General features: G+C 65.6%; 14 protein-coding genes. 8 read left to right on the top strand and 6 right to left on the bottom strand.

What is annotated here, in order from left to right; all coding sequences use genetic code 11:
- The first annotated feature begins 91 nt into the window (after window positions 1-91).
- The 5 genes from ACP15K_RS15450 to ACP15K_RS15430 all read left to right on the top strand — a co-directional run bounded on the left by ACP15K_RS15450 (window position 92) and on the right by ACP15K_RS15430 (window position 6,879).
- Complete coding sequence (locus ACP15K_RS15450; protein ID WP_193143525.1) at window positions 92-1,093, top strand: TRAP transporter substrate-binding protein; 1,002 nt, start codon at window positions 92-94, stop codon at window positions 1,091-1,093.
- 70 nt (window positions 1,094-1,163) lie between these two features.
- Entirely contained in the window at window positions 1,164-1,868 is a 705-nt protein-coding gene (locus ACP15K_RS15445; RefSeq protein WP_193143527.1) for a TRAP transporter small permease, read from the top strand.
- Between the two features lie 3 nt (window positions 1,869-1,871).
- On the top strand, window positions 1,872-3,266 hold the full coding sequence (locus ACP15K_RS15440) for a TRAP transporter large permease (protein WP_193143530.1): 1,395 nt from the start codon (window positions 1,872-1,874) through the stop codon (window positions 3,264-3,266).
- A 92-nt stretch (window positions 3,267-3,358) separates the two neighbouring features.
- Entirely contained in the window at window positions 3,359-5,626 is a 2,268-nt protein-coding gene (locus ACP15K_RS15435; protein ID WP_424990914.1) for an NADP-dependent malic enzyme, read from the top strand.
- Window positions 5,627-5,874: 248 nt separating this feature from the next.
- On the top strand, window positions 5,875-6,879 hold the full coding sequence (locus ACP15K_RS15430) for an ester cyclase (RefSeq protein ID WP_424990913.1): 1,005 nt from the start codon (window positions 5,875-5,877) through the stop codon (window positions 6,877-6,879).
- Here the strand turns inward: ACP15K_RS15430 and ACP15K_RS15425 are convergent.
- The 4 genes from ACP15K_RS15425 to ACP15K_RS15410 form a co-directional block, all read right to left on the bottom strand.
- Window positions 6,876-7,760 carry a transglutaminase family protein gene (locus ACP15K_RS15425; protein WP_424990912.1) on the bottom strand — a complete coding sequence of 295 codons (885 nt, stop codon included), beginning with the start codon at window positions 7,758-7,760 and terminating at the stop codon, window positions 6,876-6,878. The two genes, ACP15K_RS15430 and ACP15K_RS15425, sit on opposite strands and share 4 nt — an antisense overlap.
- A gap of 11 nt (window positions 7,761-7,771) precedes the next feature.
- The gene (locus tag ACP15K_RS15420; RefSeq protein ID WP_424990911.1) at window positions 7,772-10,153 is read right to left on the bottom strand and encodes a circularly permuted type 2 ATP-grasp protein; all 2,382 of its coding nucleotides are present in this window, start codon (window positions 10,151-10,153) and stop codon (window positions 7,772-7,774) included.
- 3 nt (window positions 10,154-10,156) lie between these two features.
- A complete protein-coding gene (locus tag ACP15K_RS15415; RefSeq protein WP_424990910.1) occupies window positions 10,157-13,492 on the bottom strand; it encodes a DUF2126 domain-containing protein in 3,336 nt (1,111 codons plus the stop codon).
- Window positions 13,493-13,649: 157 nt separating this feature from the next.
- Entirely contained in the window at window positions 13,650-14,297 is a 648-nt protein-coding gene (locus ACP15K_RS15410) for a LuxR C-terminal-related transcriptional regulator (RefSeq protein ID WP_424990909.1), read from the bottom strand.
- A 101-nt stretch (window positions 14,298-14,398) separates the two neighbouring features.
- On the opposite strand from ACP15K_RS15410, the gene ACP15K_RS15405 reads away from it, so the two are divergent.
- On the top strand, window positions 14,399-14,725 hold the full coding sequence (locus ACP15K_RS15405; protein WP_424990908.1) for a hypothetical protein: 327 nt from the start codon (window positions 14,399-14,401) through the stop codon (window positions 14,723-14,725).
- On the opposite strand, the gene ACP15K_RS15400 is transcribed toward ACP15K_RS15405, so the two are convergent.
- Window positions 14,726-15,112 carry a hypothetical protein gene (locus ACP15K_RS15400; RefSeq protein ID WP_424990907.1) on the bottom strand — a complete coding sequence of 129 codons (387 nt, stop codon included), beginning with the start codon at window positions 15,110-15,112 and terminating at the stop codon, window positions 14,726-14,728.
- A gap of 193 nt (window positions 15,113-15,305) precedes the next feature.
- On the opposite strand from ACP15K_RS15400, the gene ACP15K_RS15395 reads away from it, so the two are divergent.
- Both ACP15K_RS15395 and ACP15K_RS15390 read left to right on the top strand, forming a co-directional pair.
- On the top strand, window positions 15,306-17,279 hold the full coding sequence (locus ACP15K_RS15395) for an ATP-binding protein (protein WP_424990906.1): 1,974 nt from the start codon (window positions 15,306-15,308) through the stop codon (window positions 17,277-17,279).
- 77 nt (window positions 17,280-17,356) lie between these two features.
- Window positions 17,357-20,491 (top strand): calcium-binding protein, encoded by a 3,135-nt coding sequence (locus tag ACP15K_RS15390; protein ID WP_424990905.1) that lies wholly within the window; start codon window positions 17,357-17,359, stop codon window positions 20,489-20,491.
- A gap of 56 nt (window positions 20,492-20,547) precedes the next feature.
- Here the strand turns inward: ACP15K_RS15390 and ACP15K_RS15385 are convergent, their stop codons facing one another.
- Window positions 20,548-22,890 carry a Tex family protein gene (locus ACP15K_RS15385; protein ID WP_424990904.1) on the bottom strand — a complete coding sequence of 781 codons (2,343 nt, stop codon included), beginning with the start codon at window positions 22,888-22,890 and terminating at the stop codon, window positions 20,548-20,550.
- Window positions 22,891-23,031: the final 141 nt, after the last annotated feature.

Genomic DNA, 23,031 nt, shown 5'->3' with positions numbered 1-23,031 from the left:
TGTTGCCGGACTCTTTTTAATGGTGATGATGATTTGGGGGCGCGCATTTTTGTGTGGTCCTGTTTTCAGCGACTGATCGGGAGGATGATCGATGAAATTTGTGACTGCAGCGGCGACAGCCATGGGTCTTGTGCTGGCGGCGGGGTCTGCGATGGCGGCCTGCGATGATGGCGAGATTGTCATCAAGTTCAGCCATGTGACCAACACCGACAAGCATCCCAAGGGGATTGCCGCCTCGTTGCTGCAAGAGCGCGTGAACGACGAGATGAACGGGACCGCCTGCATGGAGGTCTATCCGAACTCGACGCTTTACAACGATGACCAGGTTCTCGAGGCGATGCTGCAGGGCGACGTGCAGATGGCCGCGCCCTCGCTGTCGAAATTCGAGAAGTTCACCAAGAAGTTCCGCATCTTCGACCTGCCGTTCATGTTCAAGAACATGGAGGCTGTCGAGGCGTTCCAGTCGTCGGACACCGGCCAGGACATGCTGAGTTCGATGCAGCGCCGCGGCCTTCAGGGGCTGGGCTTCTGGCACAATGGTCTCAAGCAGTTCTCGGCCAACAAGCCGCTGATCCTGCCCACCGATGCGGCCGGTCTGAAGTTCCGGGTGCAGCCGTCGGACGTGCTGGTGGCACAGATGGAAGCGCTGGACGCCAGCCCGCAGCCGATGGCCTTTTCCGAGGTTTACGGCGCCCTGCAGACCGGCGTTGTGGATGGCCAGGAGAACACCTGGTCGAACATCTACGGCCAGAAGTTCTTTGAAGTTCAGGACGGCATCACCGAAACCAACCACGGCCTGCTGGACTATATGGTCGTGACCTCGGTCGACTGGTGGGACGGGCTGCCCGAAGACGTGCGCACCCAGCTGCAGACCATCGTCGAGGAAGTCACCGCGACCCGCAACGCGGCCATCGCGCAGGTGGATGCCGACAACCGCCAGGCGGTTCTGGACGCCGGCGGCGTGATCCGCGAACTGACGCCCGAGCAGCGTGCGGCCTGGGTCGAGGCGATGAAGCCGGTGTGGATCCAGTTCGAAGGCGACGTGGGGGCCGATGCGATCGACGCGGCCCAGCAGATCAACGCCTCGATGTAATCGCGATCACCAGACAGACAGGCCGTCCGGCGCGACCGGGCGGCCTTTTCCTGAGGGGAGGGAGCAGCCGATGAGCGCGCATTCCAGACATCAACCGCAGACCGCGTTGGGGCGGGTCGTCGCCCGCACCGAAGAAGTCGTCATCGCCGCCATTCTGGGCATCATGGTGCTGCTGACCTTCATCAACGTGGTGCTGCGCTATGTATTCAACGAAAGCCTGATCTGGGGCCTTGAGGTGGTGCTGGTGCTGTTCGCCTGGCTGGTGCTGTTCGGCATCTCGCATGCGTTCCGGATCACCGCCCACCTGGGCGTGGACGCGGTGATCAACCTGCTGACGGCGCCGAAACAGCGCGTCCTGGCGATCATCGCGGCGCTGTGCTGCTGCCTGTACGCGATCCTGCTGATGAAGGGGGCCTGGGATTACTACGCGCCCTTCGCCGGGATGGACGCGACCACCGGGCGCTGGTTCCCGACCGGTCTGGCCGATAGCCGCGACCAGGCCTGGTACGAGACCGACCAGATCCCGATGGTGGACTGGCTGCGCTGGCTGGAGCCGATCTTCAACGAAGGCGAAGCCTACGAGAAGCTGCCGCGGATGGTGCCCTATCTGATCCTGCCCGTGGGCTGCCTGCTGCTGCTGGTGCGGGTGGTCGAAGTGACCATCGGCATCATCAAAGGCACCCATGAGAGCCTGATCGTGAGCCACGAGGTCGAGGACCAGGTCGACGACCTCAGCGCCACCCACCACGACACGCCCTTCGGCAAGGACACCTGACCCATGGAAATCGTACTTCTGTTCTTGATGGTCATCGGCCTGCTGCTGATCGGCGTGCCGATCGCGGTGGGGCTGGGCCTCAGCTCGATCATCTTCCTGCTGCTCAATTCCGACAGCTCGCTGGCCTCGGTGGCGCAATCGCTCTACCAGGCGATGGCCGGGCACTACACGCTGCTGGCGATCCCGTTCTTCATCCTGGCCTCAAGCTTCATGTCCACCGGCGGGGTGGCGCGGCGGATCATCCGCTTTGCCATCGCCTGCGTCGGCCACCTGCCGGGCGGGCTGGCGATCGCCGGGGTGTTTGCCTGCATGATCTTCGCCGCACTCTCGGGATCGTCCCCGGCGACGGTTGTGGCGATCGGTTCCATCGTCATCGCGGCGATGCAGAAGGTGGGCTATTCCAAGGACTTCGCCGCCGGGGTCATCTGTAACGCCGGCACCCTGGGCATCCTGATCCCGCCGTCCATCGTGATGGTGGTCTATGCCTCGGCCACGGATGTCTCGGTCGGGCGGATGTTCCTGGCCGGGGTCATTCCGGGCCTGATGGCCGGCTTGATGCTGATGATCACCATCTATGTCATCGCCAAGGTCAAGAACCTGCCCAAGGGCGACTGGCTGGGCTGGAGCGAGGTCGGCGACTCCTTCCGCGACGCCTTCTGGGGGCTGATGCTGATCGCCATCATCATGATCGGCATCTACGGCATTCCCGGCCTGACCGGCGCCATCTTCACCCCCACCGAAGCGGCCGCCGTGGCCTCGGTCTATGCCTTCCTGGTGGCCTGTTTCGTCTATCGCGACATGGGTCCGCTGGCCACCAAGGACGGGGCGCGCAACATCTCGCTGCTGCGCAAGCCGCAGGCGCTGATCACGGCGTTCTTCCACCGCGACACGATCAACACGCTCTATGATGCGGGCAAGCTGACCATCACGCTGATGTTCATCATCGCCAACGCGCTGATCCTGAAGCACGTGCTGACCGACGAACAGGTGCCCCAGCACATCGCCGAGGCGATGCTGGGCGCGGGCCTGGGCCCGATCACCTTCCTGATCGTGGTCAACGTGATCCTGCTGATCGGCGGCCAGTTCATGGAGCCCTCGGGCCTGCTGGTCATCGTCGCGCCGCTGGTCTTCCCGATCGCCATCCAGCTGGGCATCGATCCGATCCACCTGGGCATCATCATGGTGGTCAACATGGAGATCGGCATGATCACCCCGCCGGTGGGCCTGAACCTCTTCGTGACCTCCGGCGTCGCCGGAATGCCGATGATGGCCGTCGTCCGAGCCGCCCTGCCGTTCCTGGCCGTGCTCTTCGTCTTCCTCATCATGGTCACCTACATCCCGGCCCTCTCGACCTTCCTCCCAACAGCGCTCATGGGACCGGAAATCATCACGAATTAGGGATTGGGCCCCGGACCTATTCGGGACAAACATCACTTGCGGCGGGGCCCATGCCCCGCCGATACTCATAAAAAGAAAATTCGGGGGAAAACATGAAAGATCAACTGACACGGGACGCCTTGGAGTACCATTCCGCGCATCCCAAGGGGAAATTGCAGGTCCTGCCCAGCAAGCCCATGGCCACCCAAGCCGACCTGGCGCTGGCCTACAGTCCCGGCGTGGCCATCCCGTGCGAACGCATTGCCGAAGACCCGTCGCTGGCCAGCGAATACACCATGCGCGGCAACCTTGTGGCGGTGATTTCCAACGGCACGGCGGTGCTGGGGCTGGGCAACATCGGGCCGCTGGCTTCGAAACCGGTGATGGAGGGCAAGGCCGCGCTGTTCAAGAAGTTCTCGGGCATCGACGTCTTCGACATCGAGGTCGACGCCGAGGATGTGGACACGTTCTGCAACGCGGTGCGGCCGCTGGAGCCGACCTTCGGCGGCATCAACCTGGAAGACATCAAGGCACCGCAGTGTTTCGCCATCGAAAAACGCCTGAAGGCCGAGATGAACATCCCGGTGTTCCACGACGACCAGCACGGCACTGCCATCGTCTCGGCGGCGGCGACGCTGAACGCGCTGGAACTGGTGGGCAAGAAGATCGATGAGGTCAAGATCACGGCCAATGGCGCCGGGGCCGCCTCGATCGCCTGCCTGGAGCTGCTCATCAGCTTTGGCGCCAAGCGTGAGAACATCGTCGTGTGCGACAGCCAGGGCGTGATCTACAAGGATCGTCCGGGCCGTCCGATGGATGAAACCAAGCTGCGCTTTGCCGGGGAAACCGAGGCGCGCACGCTGGACGACGCGATGAAGAACGCCGATGTGTTCCTGGGCCTGTCGGTGGCCGGGGCCGTGTCCAAGGAAATGGCCGCCAGCATGGCACCCCAGCCGATCATCCTGGCGATGGCCAACCCCGAGCCGGAGATTCGTCCCGAGGTGGTGGCCGAGGTCCGCGATGACGCCATCTGCGCCACCGGCCGGTCGGATTATCCCAATCAGGTCAACAACGTCCTGTGTTTCCCGTTCATTTTCCGCGGCGCGCTGGATTGCGGCGCCACCGAGATCAACGAAGAGATGAAGATGGCCTGCGCGCGGGCCATTGCCGCCATGGCGCGGATCGAAGCCTCGGACGTGGTGCTGTCGGCCTATGGCGCGGACAGCCTGAGTTTTGGCCCGGATTACATCATCCCCAAGCCCTTCGATCCCCGGCTGATCCTCGAGATCGCCCCGGCGGTTGCCAAGGCGGCGATGGAGACCGGTGTTGCCACACGGCCCATCGAGGACATGGACGCCTACCGCGAGCAGCTGTCGCGCTTTGTCTACCAGTCCGGCATGCTGATGAAGCCGGTCTTCGAAAAGGCCGCCGGCGACCCCAAGCGCGTGGTCTATGGCGAAGGCGACTCGGTGCGCGTGCTGCACACCGCCCAGCAAGCCATATCGGCCGGGATCGCCAAGCCGGTTCTGATCGGATCAGAAAGTGCGATATCCAGCAAGATCAAGGAACTGGGCCTTGTTCTTGACATAAAATCCATCGAGGTCGTGGACCCCGACGCCATCGATCTGACGGTCTATGGCGACACTCTGCACAACCTGGTGGGTCGCAGCGGCATCACGCCGAAAGAAGCCCTGCGCGGGGTGCGCAACGATTCCTCGGTGCTGGCCATGTGCATGCTGCAGCGGGGCGAGGTCGATGCGGCCATCGTGGGGACCGGCGGACGTTTCGGCCATCACCTGACCCGTCTTGAGGGCATCATCGGCCACGCCGACGGGGTGGCGGAACTGTCCACGCTGAGCGCGCTGGTGCTGCCCTCGGGGACGATCTTCATCGCCGACACCTATGTGACCCCCGATCCGACCTCCGAGGAGATCGCGGAACTGGCGGTGCTGTCGGCGCGCACCCTGCGCAAGCTGGGGCAGGAGCCAAAGGTGGCACTGTTGTCGAACTCCAACTTCGGGGATCGGCCCAGCCCGTCGTCACGCAAGATGCGCGCGGCGACGCAGCTGTTGTCGAAGATGGACGTGGATTTCGAGTTTGACGGCGAGATGCACGCGGACGTGGCGCTGAGCGAGACGCTGCGCAACATCGTCATGCCCTCCAGCCCGCTGCGGGGCCGCGCCAACCTGCTGATCATGCCCAATATCGACGCGGCGCATATTGCGCTCAACCTGCTCAAGACACTGGGCGGGGGCGTGTCGGTGGGGCCGATCATGCTGGGGGCCTCCAAGCCCGCGCATATCGTGTCCCAGTCGATCACCGTGCGCGGCCTGCTGAACATGACGGCGATTGCCGTGGTGGACGCCCAGGGCGCGATCTGACGCGACAGAGACAGTCGAAGGCCACGGGGGAAAGTGGCATCTTCGATCGGGGGCGCGCCGTGGGGGACGGCGCGCCCTCACTTTATAGCCGTCCGGGGTCTCCGCACGGGCCATGCCGGCCTGAGTGCGCTTGCAACAATTCGTGACGCCCCAAGCGACGACCACCCCAAGACAATGCTCGCGGGACCATGCAACATGGCCTGCGCCTGTGCACAAGGCGACGATCCGCCATCGCAAAAGTGGGCCAGATGTCAGACTACCAAGCCGAAAAACGTGTCGTTCGGGATTTTCACACCGCCCTGGAGGCGGCACAGGGCACGGCCATTGCAGATGTCCTGTCTGCCCATTGCGCGCCCGATCTGCTGTGGCGCGGCTATCATCCTTTCCACGAGTTGCAGGGGCCGGACGCGGTTGCCGCGCAATTCTGGAACCCGCTGCGGACCAGCCTGACCCGACTGCAGCGCCGCGAGGATGTGTTCATGGCCGGGGAAAACCGGGCCGACGGGCAGGCGGGGGTCTGGGTGGTGTCCATGGGGCATCTGATGGGGCTGTTCGATCGGCCGTGGCTGGGCATTCCGCCCACCGGCAAGCTGGCCTTCCTGCGCTATTGCGCCTTTTACCAGGTTGAAGGCGGCACGATCACCGAAACAGCCCTGTATTTCGACCTGCCGCAACTGATGGTGCAGGCCGGGTTGCAGCCGTTTCCGCCACAGACCGGTGCGCAACTGGTGCAGCCCGGCCCGCTCACCCATGACGGCTTGCTGTTCGATCCACAGCCTGCCGCAGAGGGCAACCGGACCTGGGCCTGCATCGCCAGCATGATCGCCGATCTTGGCCAATGGCAAAGCGGCCTTCCGATCCACGAGGAACTGGCGCGCAGCTGGACCAAAGACATGCTGTGGTGGGGCCCGACCGGGATCGGGGCAACCTATACCATCCCGCGCTACGTGGCGCAGCATTCCGGCCTGTTTCGGGCAAGCTTTGCCGAGCGCACCAAGACCCGCCACCTGTGCCGGGTGGCCGAGGGGCATTACGGCGGGTTCTTCGGCTGGCCGAATTTTACCGCCCGCCCGACAGGTGGCTTCATGGGGATGCCCGCCACCGGCAAGGCAGGGGACTTCCGGGTGATCGACATCTATCGCCGCGAAGGCGACAAGTTGGCCGAGAACTGGGTGTTCATCGACCTTCTGCATTTCTGGAACCAGCAGGGGGTCGACATTCTGGCACGCTGCACCGCCGCCCCGCAGGGCTAGGCGTTCTCCAGCGGCTCCACGTCCACCAGTTGCCGAGTGGTATGATCGCCCACCGACCGCATGTAGCCCTTGACCGGGGCCACATCGGCGTAGTCGCGGCCATAGGCGACGACCACGTGATCGTTGAAGGCCTCGACCGCGTTGGTGGGATCGTATTCGACCCAGCCCATCTGCCGCCCGCACCAGGCCCGCACCCAGGCGTGCATGGCGTCGGCGCCCTCCAGCCGGGGCTGGTTCTGCGGCCGAATGGTGCGCAGGAAGCCGCTGACATAGGCCGCCGGAATGCCGATCTCGCGCAGGCAGGTGATCATCACATGGGCGAAATCCTGGCACACGCCAGCGCGCTGTTCGAAGGCGGCCTCGGTCGGGGTGTCGACGTCGGTGGCCTGGGGGTTGAAGGCAAAATCCTCGTGGATGCGCTGCCCCAGCGCCCGCACGATGTCATAAACCGTGGTCTGCGCTCCGGCGACCTCGCGGGCATAGGCGGCCATGCCGTCGTGCCGCGGGATGCGGGTGGAGGAGCCAAGGAAATGATGCGGCGCGTCGGGGTTCAGACCGGCTTGTGCGGCGATCTCACCCGCCAGCCCCGGTAGGGTGCCGGACATGTCGAAACCCTGCCCCTCGCGCGTGCATTCGACCCGCGCCGTCACCGTAAAACTGCTGTCCTTATGGGGCGAGGCCAGCGCCACTTCGACGGTTTCATTGCCGAAGAAATCGATGCCGTTGACCTGTTCCACCGGCGCCGGGGTCACCTCGAGTGTACGCGACAGCACCCGCTGCTTGCCGGGCAGGGCGCGCGGCATCAGCCGCAGCAGGTGACGACCGGAACTGGCCGGACTGGGGTAGCTGTACTGGATGGTCACGCGAATATCGTACTGCATCGCCCGCTCCCTCAGGTCAGATAGGCCAGGGTGGTCTGGTTCGAGATGTCGATCAGCCCCGCCAGCACCAGGTTGAAAACGTCGGTGGACAGGGTCTCGGGCGTTTGCAGCGCCAGATCGGTGCGCGCCTTCAGCACCGCGCGGCTGAGCGGTGTCATCTGGTGGTGCAACTCGACCCCCGGCAAATGCCGCAGGTGCTGTTCCATCTGGTTGAACTGGAACAGCACACCCCGCGGGTTCAATGCATCCAGCGCCATCAGGTCCACCACGGTTTCGCGACAGGGCGCGATGGCATAGCGGCGGTGATGGGTCATGACGCTGTCGCCGACCTCCAGCACCAGGTCAAGACCGCCGGTCGCGCTGTCGGGATCGGCAAAGGCGGACAGGCATCCGCACATGGTTGCGGCCCGTTCCGCCGCGCGACCCATGGCCAGAAACCGCCAGCCGGTAAAGCGGTACATGTTCTCATGCACCAGTCCCGAAAAGCCGTTGAGGTTGCGCAGCAGCACGCTCATCGCTTGCGCGGCGCTGTCGCCGGGCAGGGCGGTCGCGGCCTGTTCAGTCAAAGTGCGCGTCAGGTCGGACAGGGCCAGTGCGCCATCGACCGAGAAGCGGTCGCCGACCTGGCTGGCACAGGTGCGGGCATTGTCGATCAGCGCCAGCAGGCTGTCGGGGATCGGCTGGGCGCTGTCACAGCCAAAGCTTGCCAGATAGGCGGTCGAGGCTTGCAGCAGCGGGGCCTGCGGACCCTCGCTGTCGGACAACCGCGCATGATGGGCGCGCAGGATGCGCACGATGTGTTCGCCCCGTTCCACATAGCGGCCCAGCCAATACAGGTTGTCCGCCGCGCGGCTGGGCAGGCGACCGGGGGTCGAGCGCAGCACCGCCGCCGGGTTTGACGGCAGGATCGGCTTGGCCTTGGCGCGGCTGTCGCCGACGATCCAGACATCGGCCACCCGTCCACCCTGCTGCATGGCCAGAATGTTGGAATCTGGCACCATGCCGATCTGCGCAAACCCGCCCGGCATGACCTTCCAGCCACTGGCGGTGCGGGCCAGAAACACCCGCAGGCTCATGGGGCGCGGCACCAGCGCGCCGTCGATCAGTGTCGGCGCGGTGGACAGATGCACCTGCTCCTGCCCGACCAGATCCGGACCGTTCTGCTGGATACGGGTGGTGATCTCCGCCACCGACAGGTTGGCCTGCGCGGCCTCGAACACCGGCGCCGTGGCAAAGGCCGGGCTGATCATCATGCCCTGGGGATGGTCGCGCATATAGGCGCTTTCGTTTTCCTGCCCGCACCACCAGGTTGCGATGTTGGGCAGGCGCAGATCGCGCCCGTTCAGGATCTGGCTGAGCCGGGGCATGAAGGCCATCAGCGCGCGGGTTTCAAGGATGCCCGAGCCGAGCGCGTTGACCATGGTCAGATGCCCGGCGCGAATGGCCCGCAACAGCCCCGGCGTGCCCAGCCGCGAGCCTTCGTTCAGCTCCAGCGGATCGACCCAGCCCGCATCCATTCGCCGCCACAGCACCGACACCGGGCTGGTGCCATTCACCGTGCGGATCATGGCGTGGCCGTTCTGAACCGTCAGATCATCGCCCTGCAACAGCGGAAACCCCAGGTGGCGGGCGATGAAGGCGTGTTCGAAATAGGTCTCGTTCAGCGGGCCGGGGGTCAGGATGCCGACCTGGCTGTGGTCCGCGCCCGACAGCGCCGTCAGCCGGTCGCGGAACTCGCGGAAAAACCCGGCCAGCGGCGCCACGTTGGTCCGCGCGATCATGTCGGAATAGACCCGAGTGGTCGCCATGCGGTTTTCCAGCGCAAAGCCTGCCCCCGAAGGCGCCTGCGTGCGGTCGCTCAGCACCCACCACTTGCCGGTGGGGCCGCGCCCGATGTCGAAGGCCATGAAATGCAGGAAATGCCCCGAGGCCGGTTTGACCCCCACCAGCGGGCGCAGCCATTCGGGATTGTTGGCGACCAGCGAGGCCGGCAGATGGCCCTCGGCCACCAGCCGGTTGTCGCTGTAGATATCGGCCACCACCTGCTCCAGCAGCCCGGCGCGTTCGGTCAGGCCAAGGGCGATCTCGTCCCATTCGGCTTGCGAGATCATCACCGGCACATGGCTCAGCGGCCAGTCGCGCTGTCCGGTATCCTGCGGCCCGTAGCGGCGGAAATAGACCCCGGCGTCGCGCAGGTATTGTTCGCCCTGGCCGATGCGGGCGGCCAGTTTCTCGGGCGCTTGCGCGGCCAGCGCGCGAATGAAGCTGTCCCAGACCGGGCGCACCGCGCCATCTGGACCTATCAACTCGTCCGGGACGCCATCGGCCGGGCGATAGCCCTGCAAAAGCCGGGCGACATCGTCGCCCGTGCTGCCGTCCACACCTGCCGTCATGCCTCAGATCCCCGGTTGACGCCTCAGGTCCAATGTCATCGGGAAGTCACGATGCGGCACTTCGCTGGGCGGGATGAAGTTGCCCGGAGTATGCCCATGTGGCTGGAAGCGGGCAAGGCGGCGGGCCTGGGCTTCGTTTCCATTGATCGGGAAAGTGTCGTAGTTGCGCCCGCCGGGATGCGCGACATGATAAGTGCAGCCGCCCAGCGACCGCCCGGTCCAGGTGTCGTAGATGTCGAAGGTCAGCGGCGCATTGACCGGCAGCACCGGATGCAGCGCCTCGGGCGGTTGCCACGCCTTGAACCGCACCGCCGCCACCTTGATCCCGCCCAGGCCGGTGTCCTGCATCGGCAGGCGGCGGCCATTGCAGGCAACGACATAGCGGTCGGGATCGCGGGTGGTCAGCTTGGCCTGCAAACGTTCGACCGAACTGTCGGTATAGCGCACGGTGCCGCCGATAGCCCCGGTTTCCCCCAGCACATGCCAGGGTTCCAGCGCCTGCCGGATTTCAAGGTTCACCCCTTCGTAGTCGACCTCGCCGCAGAACGGGAAGCGGAACTCGGCCTGCGCCTTGAACCAGTCGGGATCCATGTCGAACCCGTGTTCGGACAGGTCGCGCAGCACCTCAAGGAAATCGTCCCAGACGAAATGCGGCAGCATGAACCGGTCATGCAAGCGGGTGCCCCAGCGGATCGGATCGCCGGTGGCCGGCGAGTTCCAGAACCGCGCGATCAGCGCCCGGATCAGCACCTGCTGGGCCAGGCTCATGCGGGGATCGGGCGGCATCTCGAAGCCGCGGAATTCCACCAGCCCCAGCCGTCCGGTGGGACCATCGGGGGAATAGAGTTTGTCGATGCAGATTTCGGCGCGATGGGTGTTGCCGGTCACATCGATCAGGATGTTGCGCAACAGCCGGTCGGTCAACCACGGCGGCGTCACCGCGCCATCCTTGGGCGCGTTGATCTGGTTCAGGGCGATTTCCAGCTCGTAGAGGCTGTCGTGGCGGGCTTCGTCGATGCGCGGCGCCTGGCTGGTCGGGCCGATGAACAGCCCCGAGAACAGGTAGCTGAGCGAGGGATGCCGCTGCCAGTGCAGGATCAGGCTTTTCAGCAGATCGGGGCGGCGCAGGAACGGGCTGTCCAGCGGCGTGGCGCCGCCGACGACCACATGGTTGCCGCCGCCGGTGCCGCAATGGCGCCCGTCGATCATGAACTTGTCAGCGCCAAGACGGGTCTGGCGAGCCTCGTCATAGACGGTCTCGGTGATCGCCTTGCACTCGTCCCAACTGGCGGCCGGGTGCACGTTGACCTCGATGACGCCGGGATCGGGCGCGACGCGGATCACGTTCAGGCGCGGATCGGGCGGCGGCTGGTAGCCTTCGATATGCACCGGCAGGCCGGTTTCCATGGCCGCGTTTTCCACCGCCGCCAGCAATTCAAGATAGTCATCGACGCTTTCGGTCGGCGGCATGAACACGCACAGACGCCCGTCGCGCGGCTCTACCGACATGGCGGTGCGCACGCGGCCGCCCAGCGTTTCGGCGGAATCCAGAACGGCGCGTTCGCGGGCCGGCGCTTCGACCTGTTCGATGGTGCGGGATCTCTGGGTCCGCTCCTTGCTGAGCGCGGGCAGGTCGAATTCGGGCAGATCGCCGGTCTGGGTGACCGGGTCCACCGGATAGATATAGGGGTAGCCCGCCGACGGGATATGCGGCAGCGCCTCCAGCGGCAGGCGGAAGCCCACCGGGCTGTCGCCGGGCACCAGGAAGATCTTGCCTCGTCGGGTGCGCCAAAGCTCGGACAGCCATTTCGACGAAGCCTTGGCCTGCCAGCGTTGCACCGGCAGGATCATCCCCGATGGCTCGGTCAGGCCCCGGTTGAAGACGCGGGCGATGCGGTGGCGCGCCTCGGCATCCTTCAGTTCCGAATTCTCGGGCGTCACATTGTCCGGCAGATTGCTTTCCTTCAGCATCCACTCGGCCGGATCTTCAAAGGCGGGCTGCACGTACTCCGGGTTCACCTCCAGCGTCTCGGCCACCGATTGCAACAGCGTGCCGGCCTCAGCCCAGCCGACCTTGGTGTCGGCCTGTTCGCGGGCAAACAGCGCATCGTTGCGCCAGATCGGTTTGCCGTCCTTGCGCCAGTACAGCGAAAAGGTCCAGCGCGGCAGGCTTTCGCCGGGATACCATTTGCCCTGACCGTGGTGCAGGAATCCTCCCGGCGCGAATTTCTCGCGCAGGCGATGGATCAGCGTGTCGGCCATGCCGCGCTTCATCGGCCCGACGGCCTCGGTGTTCCATTCGGCGCTTTCGAAATCATCGATCGACACGAAAGTCGGCTCGCCGCCCATGGTCAGCCGCACGTCGCCGTCTGCAAGCAGCTTGTCGACCTTGTGGCCAAGCGCATCCAGCTTTTCCCAGCTGTCTTCGGGGAAGGGTTTGGTAATGCGCGGATGTTCGGCGGTGCGGGTGACGCGCATGTCGAAGTCGAATTCGACCTCGGCCGGGCTGGCCAGCCCGCTGATCGGCGCGGCGTTGCGGAAATGCGGCGTGGCGGCCAGCGGAATGTGGCTTTCGCCGGTCAGCAGCCCCGAGGTCGGATCCAGCCCGACCCAGCCCGCACCGGGAATATAGGCCTCGCACCAGGCGTGCAGATCGGTGAAATCGTGATCGGTGCCCGAAGGGCCGTCCAGCGCATCCAGATCCGGCTTGAGCTGGATCAGGTAGCCCGACACGAAACGCGCCGCGATGCCCAGGTTGCGCAGCACCTGCACCAGCAGCCAGGAACTGTCACGGCACGAGCCTTTCAGCGAGGTCAGCGTTTCTTCCGGCGTCTGGACGCCCGGTTCCATCCGGATCACATAGCCGATCTTCTGCTCCAGGTCGCGGTTCAAACCGACCAGGAAATCGACGATCTTGATCTTGCCGCCCCCGTCGTCGATGCCGTCCAGAAGCGCGCGCAGCTTCGGCCCGACCGGGTCCGGCCTGAGGTAGATCGACAGATCCTCGGACAGTTCCTCGGGATACTCGAAGGGATAATGCTCGGCCCGGTCCTCGACGAAGAAATCGAACGGGTTGTAGACCGACATGTCGGCCACCAGATCGACCTCGATCTTCAACTCCCGCACCGGCTCGGGGAAGACGAACCGGGCCAGCCAGTTGCCATAGGGATCCTGCTGGTGGTTCACGAAATGCCCGGCGGGCGAGACTTTCAGCGAATGCGAGATCACCCGCGTGCGGCTGTGCGGGGCCGGGCGCAGGCGTATGATCTGCGGGCCGAGTGTCACCGGGCGGTCGTATTGATAGTGGGTCAGGTGATGGATGGCTGCGGTAATCGACATGAAAGGCTCCCGTCGGTTTCACCGCCCACGCAACCACATCCGCACAACCGACTGCGAGGGGAAATCGGGCATTCGAGGCAAATAGGTCGGAATCATCGACATTTGTCGCGCATAAGCGCCCATTCGGCAGGCGGAATCATAACCCGGCAGCCGGGGATCAAAGCTCTGCCGACGGGTCGATCAGCCCCTCGCGCAGGGCAAAGGCGATCAGTTGGGCCACCGAATGCACGTCCAGCTTCTGCATCAGCGAGGTCCGGTGCCGGTCCACGGTCTTGGCGCTGATGCCCAGGATCTGCGCCATTTCTTTGTTCGACCGGCCCGCGACGATCAGGTTCAGGGTCTGGCGTTCGCGGTCGGTCAGGGGCGAGGGCGCGGCGCGATCTTCCAGCAGGGCCGCCACATGATCCGAGATCACCCGCCCCCCGCGCAGGATCTTGGGCAGGGCGGCGTACAGCGCGTCGTTCTCGGTGGCCTTGGAAAACAGTCCGTCCACCCCGCTGTCGATCAACTCGCTCAGCTTGCCGACGGCGGAAATGCCGGTCAGCACCACGATCCTGGTATCGGGCGACCAGCGCCGGGCCTCCAGCAGCACCTCGGTGCCCCCCGCCAGGGGCATCTGCACGTCCAGCAGCATCAGGCTGGGGCGATGCTGGCGCAGGGCGGCGATGGCTTCCAGCCCGTTGGCAGCCTCGGCCACCACCGTGATGCCGTGTTCCTCGATCAGGCCGGGGGCTTCCAGCGCGGCGCGCAACCCGCCCCGCACGATGGCGTGGTCATCGGCGATCACACAAGTGTAGGTTTTCACGACAGGCGCCCTCGTCGAAACTGCGGTAGTCTGGCAAGCATGGCCGCAGCACATATGGGGTGCAACGGTTTTTGGCGACACGGCAGGAAAGGAAGCGTGACATGCAGACGACGGGTTTTGGCACAACGCTCCTTGGCGCGGCCCTGATCGCTGCCGCCCCGCTGTGGGCGACCGAGGATCTGCGCCCCACGCAGGGCGAGATCGATGCCTTCGTGCTGGCCGATGCGGATCGGGATCAAAGCCTGACCCAGCCCGAATTCAAGACCTTCGTACAGGCGATGGCACAGCAGGGTCAGCCCACCGCGCGCCAGATCCGCTTTTTCGGCGTCTATGGGCTGGCGTTCTCCATTGCCGACGGCGACAAGGACGGGCGCATCACCCCGGATGAATTGCGGCAGGCCGACGACCGGCATCGCGCCGGGCAGTGATCACGGCGCGCTGTCGCGCAGCCAGTCGAAGGTCAGTGTCTTTCCGGCGCGCAGGCTCAGATCCACTGGCACCGACAGCACCGTGACCGGCTGGCGTCCGGGTTGTTTTTCAAAATAAAATACATGGCGGGTGGGCACGAAGGCCACGCATCCAAGACCCGGATCGGGCAACAGGATGCGGGCAAACCCGTCGGCATGGTTGCGCAGCGCCTTCTGCACGCCGCTGGTGGAGCGGTTCTTCAGGCAGACCAGCACCGCGTCGTCCAGGGGGCCGTCGGTATATTGCGCGCCAATCAGATCATGGGCGCCGCTTTGCAGGATTTCGGGCTGCGCGGCGGCCGGGGTTGTGACAAGGGTGAAGGCGGTCATCAAGAGGCGAAGAAACATGCCGAAGGCTCCGTTCTGTGTGCCTTCAACATCGTGCCGCCCTTTGCCGCGCGGTATGAGGTCGATCCACCAATCGCCGCGTCCCGGTCTTGCCAGCCGCGCGCAACCCGGCCCATGGTGACAGCGATCCTGACCGCGAGTGCCCATGTTGCCCCGATACCTGTTATGCTTTCTCTGGACGGCCCTTCTGGTCATGACGACGAGCCTGTGGGCCGCGACGCAGGCCCGCGCGCTGGACATTTCAGCAAGCGGAGATGCGGTCGATCTGACCCCGCATCTGACCCATGCGCCGGGGCAGGGGCTGGATCTGGCGGTGATGCTGGCGCGGTTTCGCGCGGGCGGGTTCAGCGCCGGGCTGGAACTAGACAGCCTGTCCACCAATTATGCGCCCGAGGCCTGGTCCGGGGTGGAGCTGACCAATACCAGCCTTGATGACGGCCGCCCGCCCGATCCATTCGCCATCACCCTGCACCTGCCGCTGGTCAGCGAGGTCGACATCTATCTGATCCGTGACAGCGGGCTGACCGAGACGCTGCTGACCTATTCCATCTTTGCCCCTTTCGATCCGGCCCAGCACGCCGCCACCCGCCTGCGCACCGTCGAATTCCAGGTCGCACCGGGAGAGCAGGTCACCCTGCTGGCGCATGTGAAATACGGCCCGTTCCAGACCCTGCGCATGGCATTGCAATCGCCCCTTGGAGTGGCCGAGCAGACGGTGCGCGACACCGCCGGGCTGACGGCGTTCTACGCGGCCAGCCTTGCGGCGCTGGCGTTCTTTCTGGCGTTCTACGTGGCGCTGCGCGACTGGATCAGCCTGCTTTACGCCGCGCTGTTCCTGGCCGGGCTGGCCTTCATCTCCTTCATGGACGGGCTGCTGTTTCGCCTGCTTTATCCCGACCGGCCCGAGCTGCAATCGGCGGTGGGGTTCTTCCTGCTGTACGCGCTGTCGGGGGCGGGCTTTCTGCTGGCCGGGCACGGGCTGGCCAGTGCGGGCCGGAGCCGACTGGCGCGCCTGTGTCGGGGCCTGGCTGGCGTTTCGGCGGTGGGGTTCCTGCTGGCGCTGGCCTCGCCCGGCCCCTATGCGGCGCTGCTCGCCGAGGGGCTGCTGGCGATCAGCCTGGTGGCCATTCCCTTCGGCACCGGCGCGTGGCGACAAAAGCAGGGGCGCACCCATGCCACGGCGCTGTGGCTGTCGCTGGCCACGGTCGGCGCACTGCTGCTGGTGGTGGTGCTTGTCGCCTCGGGCTGGGCACGCGAAACAGTGCCCCTGATGGGCGCCATCCGTATCGTCTATCTGACGATGCTGGTGGCCACGATCACCAATTTCGCGGCCCATGTGATCCTGATCCGACGCGACCACGCGCGCGCCGTGGCGGCCCAGATGCAGGCGCTGGAAACCGAAGCGCAAACCGCGCAGGAGTTGCTGGAGACCGAGCGCGCCTATACCCGCGCCCGCGATCTGGCCCGCCATCGTCAACGGCAATTGGCCACCGCCAGCCATGACCTGAAACAGCCGCTGGCGTCCTTGCGGATGACCTTCGACAGCCTTGGCGAACGGCTGGAGCCCGACCTGCGCGCCCGGCTGGGCGAGGCCTTTGACTATATCGAAGGGCTGTCGGGCGAATACCTGCGCGACGCGGCCCCGCAAGACGACAGCGACATCGCACCGCCGCCACCCGACGCAGAAGAGCCGACCGAACCCTATGCCCTTGGCCTGATCCTGCAGACCGTGCAGCAGATGTTCCAGCAGGACGCGATCTCGAAAGGGTTGCGGCTGGATCTGGTGAACAGCAGCGCGCAGGTGCAGGTGCCGCCGCTGGTGCTGATGCGCATTGCCTCCAACCTCGTGTCCAATGCCGTCAACCATACCGACCGGGGCCGGGTGCTGATCGGCGCGCGCCGCCGGGGATCACGGGTCGAATTGTGGGTTTGCGACACCGGCCCCGGCATGAGCGCAGACCAGATCGCCACCTTCCGGCAGGAAGGGCAGAAGGGCGCAGGGTCTCAGGGCCACGGGCTGGGACTGGCGGTCTGTTTCGCACAGGCCGAAGCGCAGGGGCTGAACCTGACGCCGGTCTCCCGCCCCGGCCATGGCACGGTGTTTCGCCTGTCCATTCCCGTGGTGCCCGCACCGGCACACGCCGCGATTGGGGGATCGGCCCCATAACCCCGCAGGGGTCAGTTTCGTAGGGTCATTCCAGACCGGGGCACACCGCCCCGCACATGGAAACAAGGAACGGACCCATGGGATTTTTCAGCAAGAAGAGCATTCACCAGACCTATAAGATGTACGGCTGGAGCAGCAGCAAGGATGCGGGCTCGGGCAACGACAAGATGTATGGCTACAGCGCCTACAAGAACAAGCTCTGGGGCGGCTCGGGCAACGACTTTGTCGCCGGCTGGGGCACCTACAACGAGTTGCACGGCGGCAGCGGCAACGACACCGTGAAAGCCTATGGTGCCAAGAACACCCTGTGGGGCGACAGCGGCCACGACACGATCTATGGCTATGGCGGGACCAATACCATCCACGGCGGGTCGGGCAATGACACCGTCTACGGCAAGGGCATCACCAACAAGATCTGGGGCTCCAGCGGCTATGACACGCTGAAAGGGTACGGGGCTTACAACTATTTGTCGGGCGGCGACCAGGACGACCGGCTCTATGCCTATGGTGCCAAGAACGACCTGTACGGCGGCGCACATGACGACACTCTCTATGGGCATGGGGCCTGGAACAAGCTGGACGGCGGCAGCGGCCATGACACCGTCAAGGGCTATGGGGCCACCAACTTCCTGTACGGCCAGTCCGGCAGCGACTACCTGCAGGGCAGCGGCGCCTGGAACAAGATGGATGGTGGGTCGTGGAACGACAAGCTGAAAGGCTATGGCGCCTACAACGAAATGTACGGCGGCTCGGGTGACGACACCATCGAAGCTTATGGCGCTGTGAACAACGCCTATGGTGGCACCGGCAATGACACCATCAAGGGCGTTGGCGGCGTCAACAGCCTGAAGGGCGAAAGCGGCGATGACACCATCGAGGGCATCGGCGGCGTCAACCACATCGACGGCGGCACCGGCAACGATCACCTGATCGGCAAGGGCGGCGTCAACACCGTCTTCGGCGGCGACGGCGACGACCTGCTGGAAAGCTTCGGCGGCGTCAACGTGATGCGCGGCGGCAATGGCAATGACACCCTGAAGGCGGCCGCCGTGGTGGCCACCACCCAGTTCGGCGATGCGGGCAATGACACGCTGATCGCGGTCAGCGCCAACAACGGCCAATGGGGTGGCGACGGCGACGACATCATGGCCGCCGTGGGCAACACCAACATCCAGTCGGGCGGCAACGGCAATGACACGATGGTTGCGGGCGGGATCACCAACATCCAGTTTGGCGACGATGGCGCCGACCAGTTGTTCGCAGTGGGCAACCTGAACCTGCAGTTCGGCGGTGATGACAACGACCTGGCCGTCGCGGTCGGCGGCACCAACATCCAGCATGGCGGCGCGGGCAACGACGTTCTGTTGGCCGCAGGCGGCGCCAACATTCAGATCGGGGCCGAGGGCAACGACTGGCTGATCGGCGCGGGCTACGGCAACCTGCAATTCGGCGGTCACCTGTGGTCGACCCTGCCCACCGACATCGATCTGGGCGGCTTCGACCTGGCCGCAGCACAGGACAAGCTGGACGATCATCTGAGCGGCGGCGGCGCCGACGGCAGCAACGTGATGCTGGCGGCGGGCAAGGCAAACATCCAGATCGGCGGGCGCGGCAATGACGTGGCCATCGGCGGCGGCCAGGGCAATGCTCAGGCCGGCGGCGACGGCGATGACGTGCTGATCGGCTGGGGCACCGGCAACGCCCAGTCGGGCGGCGCGGGCAGCGACCTGATGATCGGACTGGGCCGGGTCAACGTTCAGTCGGGCGGCGACGACACCGACGTGATGGTGGCGGTCGAACGCGGCGACAGCGCCGGTCTGATGGTGCAGTTCGGCAATGACGGCGGCGACCTGATGGTGTCCAAGGCCGGCGACGGCGAGGCCGACCTGTGGCAGACCATTCAGGATGCCATCGACGCGGCCATGGACGACGATGACGACGACACCAGCACCGCGACGTCCACCACGACGGACGATGATGACGACGACACCACCGACACCGCACAGAAGAAGCAGGACGCCAAAGACAGCCTGCTGGACAGCGCCCCCTCGCTGAACCTGCAGTTCGGTGGCGACGGCGACGATCTGTTCCATGTGGCAGGCGATATCGGCTTCCAGATGGGCGAGGCCGGTGACGACATCTTCCTGGGCGGCGGCAACTACAACCTGTCCTTCGGCGGCGACGGCAGCGACCTGATGCTGTCCACCGGCGACGAGATCAACGTGATGGCCGGGGATGCGGGGGCCGATTGGGTGATCGACACCGGGGTGTTTGCCGATCTCTTCTGGTCGGCGGTGGTGCCTTCGCTGCCCTCGGGTGTGATGCCGGATCTGGGCGGCGGGATGTTCAATCCGCTGGCCGGGGTCGAGGCCGCGGTGCAGGGCATGGGCGACGCGCTGGCCAATGCCAACCCGCTGAACGATGTGATCGACACGGTGGCAGATGCGGCCAACTCGGCCCTGTCCTTCATCGACTACGCCAAGGCGCAGTTCCTGGGCGGGGCAGGCGACGATTTCCTGGCCACCAGCGGTGCCGATGCGGATCTGGTCGGCGGGCAGGGCAATGACACCTACCTGTTCACCTTTGCCGAGGATGCCGAACTGGACATCGACGAGGCCGGTCTGGATGCGGTCCGCGACATCGCCCAGATGCTGGACCTGACCGAGGGCAAGATCGACGCCATCACCGGCGGCGGTGGCGGCACCGACACGCTGGAGCTGCGCAACGCCGGGGCATCGGATGCCAGCGATCTGCGGTTCTTCGTCGAAGGCGGCAGCGATCTGGTCATCGAAGGGGCCGAGGGCGCGGTGCGGATCAAGAACATGGATGACGACACCACCCGCGTCGAAACCCTTGTGATCTCGACCGGCGACACCACCCAGAGCTTCGACATCGGCGCGGCTTTCGAGGACGGGATGTTCACCGCCAACGGTGCCGACCGTCTGGCCCGCGACACGGCCGGGGCCGACACCTTCGACTTCGCCTTCTCGACCGGGCAGGTGGACCTGGGCGCCTATGCGGGCGCCGCGGGCGGCACCAGCGCCATCGACACCGCCTTTGCTGCCGCCTTCGATGGCTGGATCGACACAGTGGCCAATGCCGCCGCCCCGATCCCGGTGGTGGGCGCGCTGGCCGATGATGCGGCCACGGCGGCCCATGCGGTGCTGGCCTTCGACATGCCCGCCACGCCGGACATGCTCGACTTCGCCTGATCCTTGCTGGACCCAAGACAAGCAGCGGCCCGCCACACCGGCGGGCCGTTGTCGATTCAGCGTTTCTTCATGGCGTCCAGAAGGGCAGCACCAAGGGCGCTGTTGCCGCTGTCCTGGCCCTTGGGTTTCGCGCTGCCACCGTGGGGTTGCTTGCCCCCGCCTTTGCCCGGATGACCCTTGCGCGGATCGTTCTTGTGCGGACCGCGCGCATTGCGGTCTTCCTTGGCCGAAGCGCCACCGTCCTTGCGCATGGACAACCCGATGCGCTTGCGCGGCACATCGACCTCGACCACCCGCACGCGCACCACGTCCCCGGCCTTGACCACCTCGTGCGGGTCCTTGACGAAGCGGTCGGCCAGCTGGCTGACATGCACCAGCCCGTCCTGATGCACGCCGATATCCACGAAGGCCCCGAAGGCCGCGACATTGGTCACCGTGCCTTCCAGGCTCATGCCCGGTTTCAGGTCGGTGATCTCTTCGACCCCGTCGGCAAAACTGGCGGTGACGAAACCGGGGCGGGGGTCGCGACCCGGCTTTTCCAGCTCCGCCATGATGTCGCGCACGGTGGGCAGGCCGAAACGGTCATCCACGAAGGTCTCGGCGCGCAGTTGCGCCAGCGCCTTGCTGTCGCCCATCACGCTGCGCAGGTCGCGCCCGCAGGCCGAGACGATCTTGCGCGCCACGTCATAGGCTTCCGGGTGCACCGCCGAGGCATCCAGCGGCTCGGCCCCGTCGCGGATGCGCAGGAAACCCGCGCATTGCTCGAACGCCTTGGGGCCCAACCCCGAGACCTTCTTGAGCATCTTGCGCGAGGCAAAAGCCCCGTTGGCATCGCGGAAATCCACCACCGATTGTGCCAGCGACGGTCCCAACCCGGACACATGCGCCAGCAGCGGCGCAGACGCCGTGTTCAGGTCCACGCCCACCGCGTTCACCGCATCCTCGACCACAGCTTTCAGCGATTTCGACAGCCTGTGCTGGTCCACATCGTGCTGGTACTGGCCGACGCCGATGGATTGCGGTTCGATCTTCACCAGTTCGGCCAGCGGGTCTTGCAGACGGCGGGCGATGGACACCGCGCCGCGCAGCGATACGTCGAGATTGGGGAATTCCTTCGCCGCCAGTTCCGACGCGGAATAGACCGAGGCCCCGGCTTCGGACACCACCACCTTGGTCGGCGGCGTCACCCCGGCGGGAAGCTGTTTCAATGCGTCGGCCACCAGCCGCTCGGTCTCGCGGCTGGCGGTACCGTTGCCGATGGCGATCAGGTCCACCCCGTGTCGGGTCACCAGCCGCTGGATTGCCGCCTCGGCGCCACGCAGATCGTTCTTCGGCTGGAAGGGATAGAGCGTTTCGGTGGCCAGCAGCTTGCCGGTGGCATCCACCACCGCCGCCTTCACCCCGGTGCGGATGCCCGGATCCAGGCCCAGCGTCGGCCGCGCGCCTGCCGGGGCGGCCAGCAGCAGATCCTTCAGGTTGCGGGCAAAGACGGTGATCGCCTCTTCATGGGCACGGGCGCGCAGATCGCCCATCAGATCCAGCATCATCGTCAGCGACAGCTTGGTACGCCACGTCCAGCCTGCCACGTCGCGCAGCCATGTGTCCCCCGGCCCGTCGCCCCGCGCCTCCAAAGGGGCGGCCACGATGGCTTCGGCTTGTGCCACGCCGGTGTCGGGGTCCGGGGCGATGTCCACGGTGACAACGCCTTCCTTGGCCGCGCGCAGCATCGCCAGCGCCCGGTGCGAGGGCACCTTGGCCCAGCTTTCACGGTGGTCGAAATAATCCGAGAACTTGGCCCCCTGCGCTTCCTGACCCGCGATCACCCGCGCGCTGATCAGCGCCTCGCGGTGCAGGAAATCTCGCAGGCGGCCCAGCAGATCGGCGTTCTCGCACAGTTCTTCGGCCTGAATATCGCGCGCCCCTTTCAGCGCGTCCTTGGTGGTCTCGAAGCCCTCGCACAGATGCGCTTCGGCCAGTTTTGCCGGATCGGCGTTGCGGTTGTCGCGGATGGCCTCCAGCAGCGTCGCAAGCCCGGCTTCGCGCGCGATCATCGCCCGCGTCCGACGCTTTTTCTTGTAGGGCAGGTAAATATCTTCCAGCGCGGCCTTGGTGTCGGCCTTCGCGATGGCGCGCGACAGGTCGTCGGTCAGCTTGCCCTGTTCGTCGATGCTTTTGACGATGGCGGTGCGGCGGGCTTCAAGCTCGCGCAGGTACACAAGCCGGTCGGCCAGCAGGCGCAACTGGGTGTCGTCCAGCCCGCCGGTGACCTCCTTGCGGTAGCGCGCCACGAAGGGGACCGTTGCGCCCCCGTCCAGCAATTGCACCGCAGCCGTCACTTGCTGGGGGCGGGCGTTGATGTCCTGGGCGATGGTCTGTGCGATGCGCTGATCGGTGTCCAAGGAAGCTCTCCACTGTGGTCGGAAGACCGGTGTAACGATCCGTTCGGCGCGCGCCAAGGCCTTCGGGGGCGGCGGCGGCGATTGTTGAACCGCCCAAGACATTGCCTTGCAGTTGCCCCCCGGTTTGCTGTCTGATGCGGG

Origin of the sequence: Fluviibacterium sp. S390 (assembly GCF_049800695.1) — a bacterium.
Classification (GTDB): domain Bacteria; phylum Pseudomonadota; class Alphaproteobacteria; order Rhodobacterales; family Rhodobacteraceae; genus Meridianimarinicoccus.
The sequence above is the reverse complement of the archived record's forward strand: the minus strand, read 5'-3'. Positions and strand labels throughout refer to the sequence as shown.